This is a genomic window from Staphylococcus sp. CWZ226 (assembly GCF_018986355.1).
In the GTDB taxonomy this organism is placed as follows: Bacteria; Bacillota; Bacilli; order Staphylococcales; family Staphylococcaceae; genus Staphylococcus; species Staphylococcus simulans.
The window spans coordinates 23,075-31,910 of sequence record NZ_JAHMSB010000016.1; the positions used below are offsets into that span (position 1 = coordinate 23,075).

The 8,836-nt window shown below is 35.9% G+C and carries 3 protein-coding genes; all 3 read left to right on the plus strand.

Annotated elements, in window-relative coordinates; all coding sequences use genetic code 11:
- The first annotated feature begins 469 nt into the window (after positions 1 to 469).
- The 3 genes from KRR19_RS11200 (at position 470) to KRR19_RS11210 (ending at position 8,798) form a co-directional block, all read left to right on the plus strand.
- The gene (locus KRR19_RS11200; RefSeq protein ID WP_002480093.1) at positions 470 to 1,489 is read left to right on the plus strand and encodes an amidohydrolase family protein; all 1,020 of its coding nucleotides are present in this window, start codon (positions 470 to 472) and stop codon (positions 1,487 to 1,489) included.
- 528 nt (positions 1,490 to 2,017) lie between these two features.
- Positions 2,018 to 3,229, plus strand: coding sequence for a YSIRK-targeted surface antigen transcriptional regulator (locus KRR19_RS11205; RefSeq protein WP_216733636.1), 1,212 nt, complete (start codon positions 2,018 to 2,020; stop codon positions 3,227 to 3,229).
- A gap of 244 nt (positions 3,230 to 3,473) precedes the next feature.
- Positions 3,474 to 8,798, plus strand: coding sequence for an SdrD B-like domain-containing protein (locus KRR19_RS11210; RefSeq protein WP_216733637.1), 5,325 nt, complete (start codon positions 3,474 to 3,476; stop codon positions 8,796 to 8,798).
- The last annotated feature ends 38 nt before the right edge of the window (positions 8,799 to 8,836 follow it).

Below are 8,836 nucleotides of genomic sequence, written 5' to 3' on the forward strand. Positions count from 1 at the left end.
TTAGCATTAAATAATTAAAATGTCATAATATACAGGCAAATGTGACAATTTTATAACAAGCACTATAAAAACTCAGGAAAAAGTTGATAGGTCTCACTTTATAAAGGTCTCCATTATTGTTTAACAACGGTAATATTTGTAATCTATGTAATATTCTTAATTATTACCATTAAAATCTAAAAAATAGTTTATATGTATCAATTTATAATTACACGAAAACGGAACTATTTTAAATGTATCAAGCTTAATGTGGCGATGTATGGTATAGAAAATTTTGTAAGTTGGAGATGGCATTTACCATTGAAAATGGAAAGTTTATGGAAATTAACTACTATTTAAGTAAGATAATCTTATGGGAATTGATTTTGAACAGACCAGCTTAGAACGAATTATTGAAAAGCTTATCGCATATATGTAAGGTAACTCGGGAAAAGATTATTAACGATATAGAAGAGAGAAGGAAGAAAAAATGGAAACGATTTTGGTTGAAGAACACTATATACTGACAGATGTACAAGAAAAGGTGAGGAATTTAGTTTCGAAAGATCCTAAAGGTGTTCCGTTAGAAACAATGCTTTCAGCTTTAGAAGAAAAGACTGACTTTCATGGTGAAGATGATCTAGACCAACATAAAACGCGTATGAAATTTATGAATGACAATAACGTACGTATGCAGGTTTTATCTTATGGTAAAGAAGCACCTTCACTCTTAACAGGACAGGCAGGAATTGAATTATGTCAGTTATGTAATGATGTGTTAGGAGAGTATGTGGACTTACGTCCGACACGTTTTCAAGGCTTGGCGGTATTGCCTATTAATGAACCAGAAGCAGCAGCACAAGAATTAAGAAGAAGTGTAAAAGAACTAGGGCTTAAAGGTGCGTTGATTGCAGGAAGAGGAGAAGACGGTACATTCTTGGATCATCCGAAGTATGAAGGGATATTTGAAGCAGCTGCAGAATTAGATGTACCACTTTACTTACATCCAGCACCGATTAAGTCTGAAGTCTACCAAGATTATTATAATAGCTCAAGCTATGATGACGTTACTGCATCAATATTTGCGTCATTTGGATATGGCTGGCATATGGAGACAGGGGTTCATGCGGTAAGATTAGTACTTTCAGGATTATTAGACCGTTATCCGAATCTACAAATCATCCTCGGCCATTGGGGAGAATTTGTGCCGTTCTTCTTAGAGCGTATGGATCAAGCAATCATATCAGAACATTTAAAACAACCTATCAGTATGTATTTTAAAAATAACTTCTACATCACGCCGAGTGGGATGTTATCGAGACCTCAATTTGAAATGATACGTCACTATTTCGATATTGATCGTATCTTATATGCATCGGATTACCCGTATATAAAACCAGAGGGATTAACGACATTCTTAGATGAATTGAATCTCACACCAACAGAACAAGCTAAAATTGCTTATCAAAATGCGGAACGTTTATTTAACGTTGATACAGAGCAAGATTAAATAAACTGCATTATGTTATATAATGCAAAAATAAGTACAATAAGTTTGAACATTTGATGAAAAAATCAGGTAAAGTTGATTTGGTTTGACGTGAAACATTCAGGTATTTATTGTCTATGAAATAAAGTATACTTGACAAATCAAGTATAATAAAAAAGCGTTTGAATTTACGTAAATAATGACGTCTATATTTCGTAAAGATATAAGTAGAGCCTCTATTTCTGACAGGCTCTACTTTTTATGTTCGGTTATAATAATTTAAAATTATACATATTTGTTTTAATCAAATAATTTAAAATTAATGATAAACATATTCTAGGTTGTGATAGGGTATTGATATTTTTAAGAAAGCGTTTGCTTGCGATAAGGTTGTTATGACAGTATTATCAAAATACAACTTGTGAGCGATTGTATGTTTTAAACATACAATGTTTTATAATATGTACAATTAAATATTTCGATTTGCTATTATGATATTAATGTGAGGCAAGAGAAACTTCGTAACAACTAGGAGGTCTTTGATTAGAAATGAAAGAAAAAGCAATATTAAAATCGCTTCATGTATGTTTAGGTATCAATGTTAAAGCATACGATTCTAATCTGAATGAGATACAGAAGTATACATCGAAGAAAATGATTAGCCCGCAATATAATGAACTAGATCTTATTAAATCTGTTGAAGATGAAAAGAAAAGGCATAATTACTATATTTTAACAGGTGCCTTGAATGAAGTATTTCTACTTCATAACTTTGAGGACAAGCATTATTTGTTTGGTCCGTTTAATGTCCATTGTTTACCACCGGACGACTTCTTTACACACTTTTTAAAACAACAAAACATCAGCATTAAATTTAAAAGGGCAATAAATGATTATGCACCAGAAATAAAGCTCTATTCTCTAGAAGACATTAGAGACATTATTAAATTAGTGCACTATCTTTTTACATTAGATCATCAATCAGACCCGACTTTTGAGCCTATACATAGCTATGTAGAAAAGTTGCAGAAAATGTTAGACGACGCTGGGTTAGAGAAATTATTTTTTATTGAAAATGAAAAAGAAAAGAATAAATTAAAGTATGAAAAGCAAGTGATGGATTTAGTGAGACAAGGTTCTATAACAAAGTTGAAGAAATCTCTATCAGATTTGGAAGGAGGAATCATGCCAACAAGCAAAAGAGATTCTATTCGTAGTGAGAAGAATTATTCGATTATCGTTTTTGAAAAATTATCACAACTCGCAATAGAATCAGGCATGGATGTATTAGAAGCAACCCGCACGAGAGACCAAATGATTATTGACAATGAAGCCGCTAAAAACTTTTCGGAAATTATGAAAGTCAGAAATGGCGCTATCGTATTTTTCACTCAAAAAATAGGTGAAATCGTGGATGAAGAGCTCTCCCCATTTTTATCTTCAATTCTCAACTATATCAACCAGAATCTTTACAATGAAATCACGATAGAGTCGATTGCTAAAGAATTTAACATTAGCCAAACGACCTTAAATTTAAACTTTAAAAATGAACTTGGTATGACAGTTAAAAAGTATATTACTAAGTCAAAACTAGAAGATGCTAAGAAGTTACTAGATCGTAACTTAAACATCAGTGAAATCTCCCAAATGTTAGGTTATGCAGATTCTTCTCATTTCTGTAAGAAATTTAAAAAAGAATTTGAAATGACACCTACACAGTACAGAAGAAATAGTAAACATAATAACGTAAAAAAGATATAAAATTTACCTTTTTTGAAGTTTTGTACAATATTTTTTAGAAAGTATTGATTACAATTGGGTTAAGCCGTTTCATTTATAGTTGTTTCCTACTCATTTTTGAGTCCCCAGGGATGAAGAGTCTGTCTATTTCAAATACTAGTTCTTCTCCAGCGTTCTACAGGAACAATATAGTTTGACTCGGCTTGTTTTTATACCTAATTAGGGATAAGCGAATTACATGCTTAAATATTGAGAGGAGAAAAACATGAATAAACAACTAAATAATTTTGAGGCTAGGCGCCATAACAAGTATGCGATACGACGATTTTCAGTCGGAACAGCATCCATTATTGTAGGTACTACCTTATTATTAGGTCTTGGTCATGAAGCAAAAGCAGCAGAGGAGATAACTACTTCAAACGAGACTAAAGAGACGACATCATTACAACCAGAAGAGACTGCGCTCAATCTAGAAACCACCGGATATCAGGCTAAAAATACTGATATCACTGAAAAGCAATTAAATAACAAAATAGTAGAAGATAGAATTACAGAAAACAATACCAACACACAATATCAACCAGAAATTAACTCCAAAGAATCAACAACCACTGATAAAATAAATCCTATTGAAGAAAAATCACCTTCTACAGAACTTACACCCATAATTAATAAAACAACCCAAACAGAAGAATATATTAAAAAAAATACAAAACAGGTTGAAGATCCTACAGAAGAAAAACAAATAATAAAATCTGTTATTGGAACTCCACCTCAACAACTAACTAAATCACAATCTGGTAATCCAGTTGTGGATACAGACAGTGAGGCAAACTCAAGTATAACAGCAAAAAGTACACCAGTTATCATAATAGCAGATTTATTAAAACAGTCCTCGCAAAATAAAGATGGAAAAACAATAGAAACTACATCAGAAACTACGCCATCTTTAAGAATAGCATCACGTGCAACTGATAGTTTGGCTACTACATTAACAGCACAAACAGGTTCAAATGTTAATGGGTTAGTTACAGTTTCTAATCCACAAATCAGCGAAACTCAAATTGATCCTAACCAAGGTGGCAACTTCCGTTTGTTAGCTGACTACGTGATTGATAAAGCAGTTAAAGGGGGAGACTATTTTACAGTCCAAATGCCTGAATATGCAACTTACAATGGAGACTTAAATTATAAAAATTCGGATGATAAATCACACACTGTATTAGCTACATCTACTGGTATGGTAATTGCTGAAGGTGTTTATGATACGAAAACAAAAACATTGACATATACATTTACAGACTGGGTTAATGATAAACAAGATATCTCAGGTAAATTTGACTTAACACAGTTCACTGATAGAAACACTGCTCAAAAAGCAGGCACATATACTTTAAATTATGATATTGCAGGCGAAAAATATAGTCCGCAAATAACTTATGCATATGATGCACATGATCATGGATTATACCCTGCTTCTGTAGATACAATGATTACTAGTGTTGATGCATTACAAAAAACTAATGGTTTCCAACAAATTGTTTATGTAAATCCTACAGATACATTCCTTACACAAGCATTTTTAACTTTAGCGCCGAAAGATGTGGATAGTAATGCAATATTAGATGTTAATACTACGCAACTTCATATTTATAAAGTTCCTAATAAAGCAGAGCTAACAGATAGTTACGCATTTGATGCCTCTAAATATCAAGATTTAGCACCAGATTTCTATAATAGCAAAAGAGTTTATACAAATAATCAAGGGGAATTGGAAGTTAATTTCGGTAGTATCAGTGATTCTTATGTTGTTGTAGTTGACTCTAAATATGACCCAAAACGTAGTACGCATCTGACGACACGAACTACTTTATATGCAAAGGATATCAATGGTAAAAAAGCTTCATTTGCCTTTGATAATTCTGTTGTAACGGAATTTAGTAATGGCACTGGAGAAGGTACAGTTCAAGCGTACAAATTAGGAGATTACGTTTGGGAAGATATTAATCAAGATGGTATTCAAGAAACAAATGAAAAACCGCTTGCAGGTGTTAAAGTTACTTTGAAAGATAAAGCTGGTCAAGTATTACAAACAGCTACAACTGACGAATATGGTAACTATTTATTTAACAACCTTGTAAATGGAGACTATGTTGTAGAATTTGAAACACCAGAAGGTTATGTAGCGACAACAGCGGATGCTGGCAATGATAGAGCGAAAGATTCTAATGGCCTAGTTGCAAACGTAACTATTAATGGTGCAGATGATTTTACAATCGATTCAGGATTCTATAAACCAGTGCCAGCAACATACAACTTAGGTGACTATGTATGGGAAGACAGCAACAAAGACGGTATCCAAAACTCAAACGAAACAGGTATCGCAGGTGTAACGGTTACATTGACTAAACCGGACGGTACAACAGAAACAGCAGTGACAGACGCTGAAGGTAAATACAACTTTGCGGATTTAGCGAACGGCGAATACACAGTTAAATTCACAGCACCGGAAGGTTACACAGCAACGAAAGTAAACGCTGGTGATCAAGCGTTGGATTCAAATGGTTTAGAAACAAAAGCAGTGATTAATAACGCGGACAATTTAACAATCGACAGCGGATTCTACAAACCGACGGTTGAGCCGACACCAGTACCAGCGACATACAACTTAGGTGACTACGTTTGGGAAGACAGCAACAAAGACGGTATCCAAAACTCAAACGAAACAGGTATCGCAGGTGTAACGGTTACATTGACTAAACCGGATGGCACAACAGAAACAACAACAACTGACGAAAAAGGTAAATACAACTTTGCGGATTTAGCAAATGGCGAATACACAGTTAAGTTCACAGCACCGGAAGGCTACACAGCAACAAAAGTAAACGTTGGAGATCAAGCGTTGGATTCAAACGGCTTGGAAACAAAAGCAGTAATCGACAACGCGGACAATTTAACAATCGACAGTGGATTCTACAAACCGACGGTTGAGCCGACACCAGTACCAGCGACATACAACTTAGGTGACTACGTTTGGGAAGACAGCAACAAAGATGGTATCCAAAACTCAAACGAAACAGGTATCGCAGGTGTAACGGTTACATTGACTAAACCGGACGGCAGCACAGAAACAACAACAACTGATGAAAAAGGTAAGTATGAGTTTACTGGATTAGCAAATGGAGACTATAAAGTAGATTTTGCAACACCAGAAGGTTATACAGCAACATTAGTCGATCAAGGTAATGATGCTTTAGATTCTGATGGTACTTCTACTACAGTAAAAATCAACAATGCAGATAATTACACAATCGACAGCGGCTTCTACAAACCGACGGTTGAGCCGACACCAGTGCCAGGAACATACTCAATCGGAGATAAAGTATGGGAAGACAGCAGTAAAGACGGTGTTCAAAACTCAAACGAAAAAGGTATTTCAGGCGTAACAGTAACTTTAACTAAGCCGGACGGCAGCACAGAAACAACAGTGACTGACGACAACGGTATTTACCACTTCACAGGATTACCAAATGGCGAATACACAGTAACGTTCGATACACCGAAAGGCTATGAACCAACTAAAGTAAATGTAGGAGACAAAGCATTAGACTCAGACGGTCAAACAGTCAAAGTCGTGGTAGATAATGCGGATGACTTCACAATCGACAGTGGTTTCTACAAACCGACGGTTGAGCCGACACCAGTGCCAGGAACATACTCAATCGGAGATAAAGTATGGGAAGACAGCAGTAAAGACGGTGTTCAAAACTCAAACGAAAAAGGTATTTCAGGCGTAACAGTAACTTTAACTAAGCCGGACGGCAGCACAGAAACAACAGTGACTGACGACAACGGTATTTACCACTTCACAGGATTACCAAATGGCGAATATACAGTAACGTTCGATACACCGAAAGGCTATGAACCAACTAAAGTAAATGTAGGAGACAAAGCATTAGACTCAGACGGTCAAACAGTCAAAGTCGTGGTAGATAATGCGGATGACTTCACAATCGACAGTGGTTTCTACAAACCGACGGTTGAGCCAACACCAGTCCCAGCAACATACAACTTAGGTGACTATGTGTGGGAAGACAGCAACAAAGACGGTATCCAAAATTCAAATGAAAAAGGTATCGCCGGCGTAACAGTGACACTGACTAAACCAGATGGTACAACAGAATCAGTTGTGACAGATGCTGAAGGTAAGTATAACTTTACTGGATTAGAAAACGGTGAATACACAGTTAAATTCACTGCACCAGAAGGTTACACAGCAACTAAGGTAAATGTTGGTGATCAAGCATTAGATTCAAACGGTTTAGAAACGAAAGTCGTAATCAACAATGCAGATAAATACACAATCGACAGCGGATTCTATAAACCAGTGGTAGAACCAACACCAGTTCCAGCGACATACACTATCGGAGACAAAGTATGGGAAGATAGTAATAAAGATGGTGTTCAAAACTCAAATGAAAAAGGCATTTTAGGCGTAACAGTAACTTTAACTAAGCCGGACGGCAGCACAGAAACAACAGTAACGGATGAAAACGGTATCTATCAATTTACTGGATTATATAATGGCGAATACACAGTAACATTCGACACACCGAAAGGTTACGAAGCAACTAAAGTAAATGTAGGAGACAAAGCATTAGATTCAGACGGTCAAACAGTTAAAGTTTTAGTAGATAATGCGGATGACTTCACAATCGACAGCGGCTTCTATAAACCAGTGGTAGAACCAACACCAGTTCCAGCAACATACACTATCGGAGATAAAGTATGGGAAGACAGCAACAAAGATGGTGTTCAAAACTCAAATGAAAAAGGCATTTCAGGCGTAACAGTTACTTTAACTAAGCCAGACGGCAGCACAGAAACAACAGTGACAGATGAAAACGGTATTTATCAATTTACTGGATTATACAATGGTGAATACACAGTAACATTCGACACACCGAAAGGTTATGAAGCAACTAAAGTGAATGTAGGAGACAAAGCATTAGACTCAGACGGTCAAACAGTCAAAGTCGTTGTAGATAATGCGGATGATTTCACAATCGACAGTGGCTTCTATAAACCAGTAGTAGAACCTGAAAAACCAATCACACCTGAGAAACCGGAAGAACCAAAAGTTCCTGAAAAACCAGAGAAGCCGGAAGTACCAGAAGTGCCAGAGAAACCAGAAGTACCTGAAGTACCAGAAAAACCAGAGGTACCAGAGAAACCAGAAGTACCTGAAGTACCAGAAAAACCAGAGGTACCAGAGAAACCGGAAGTACCTAACACGCCAGAAAAACCTGAAAAACCAAATAAACCAGAAGTACCAACTACACCAGAACAACCATCAGAACCTGGTCAACCTACACCACCTAAAGCACCAAAAGGTGATGTAGCCCCTCATAAAGTAGTTAAATCTGAAAAACAACCGGAAAAAGCTCCAAAAGTTTCTAAAGATAAAGCTTTACCAGAAACAGGTGAAGAAGGTACAAATGCCAGACTGTCGACAAAGTCCTACGGACTTGTCGGCATTTTTTATTTTTTAACATTTTACATAATAACCTTTTCCCCATTTCTTGTATAATGATAGTAATAAGATAATGAGGTGATAGTATGCTAAAT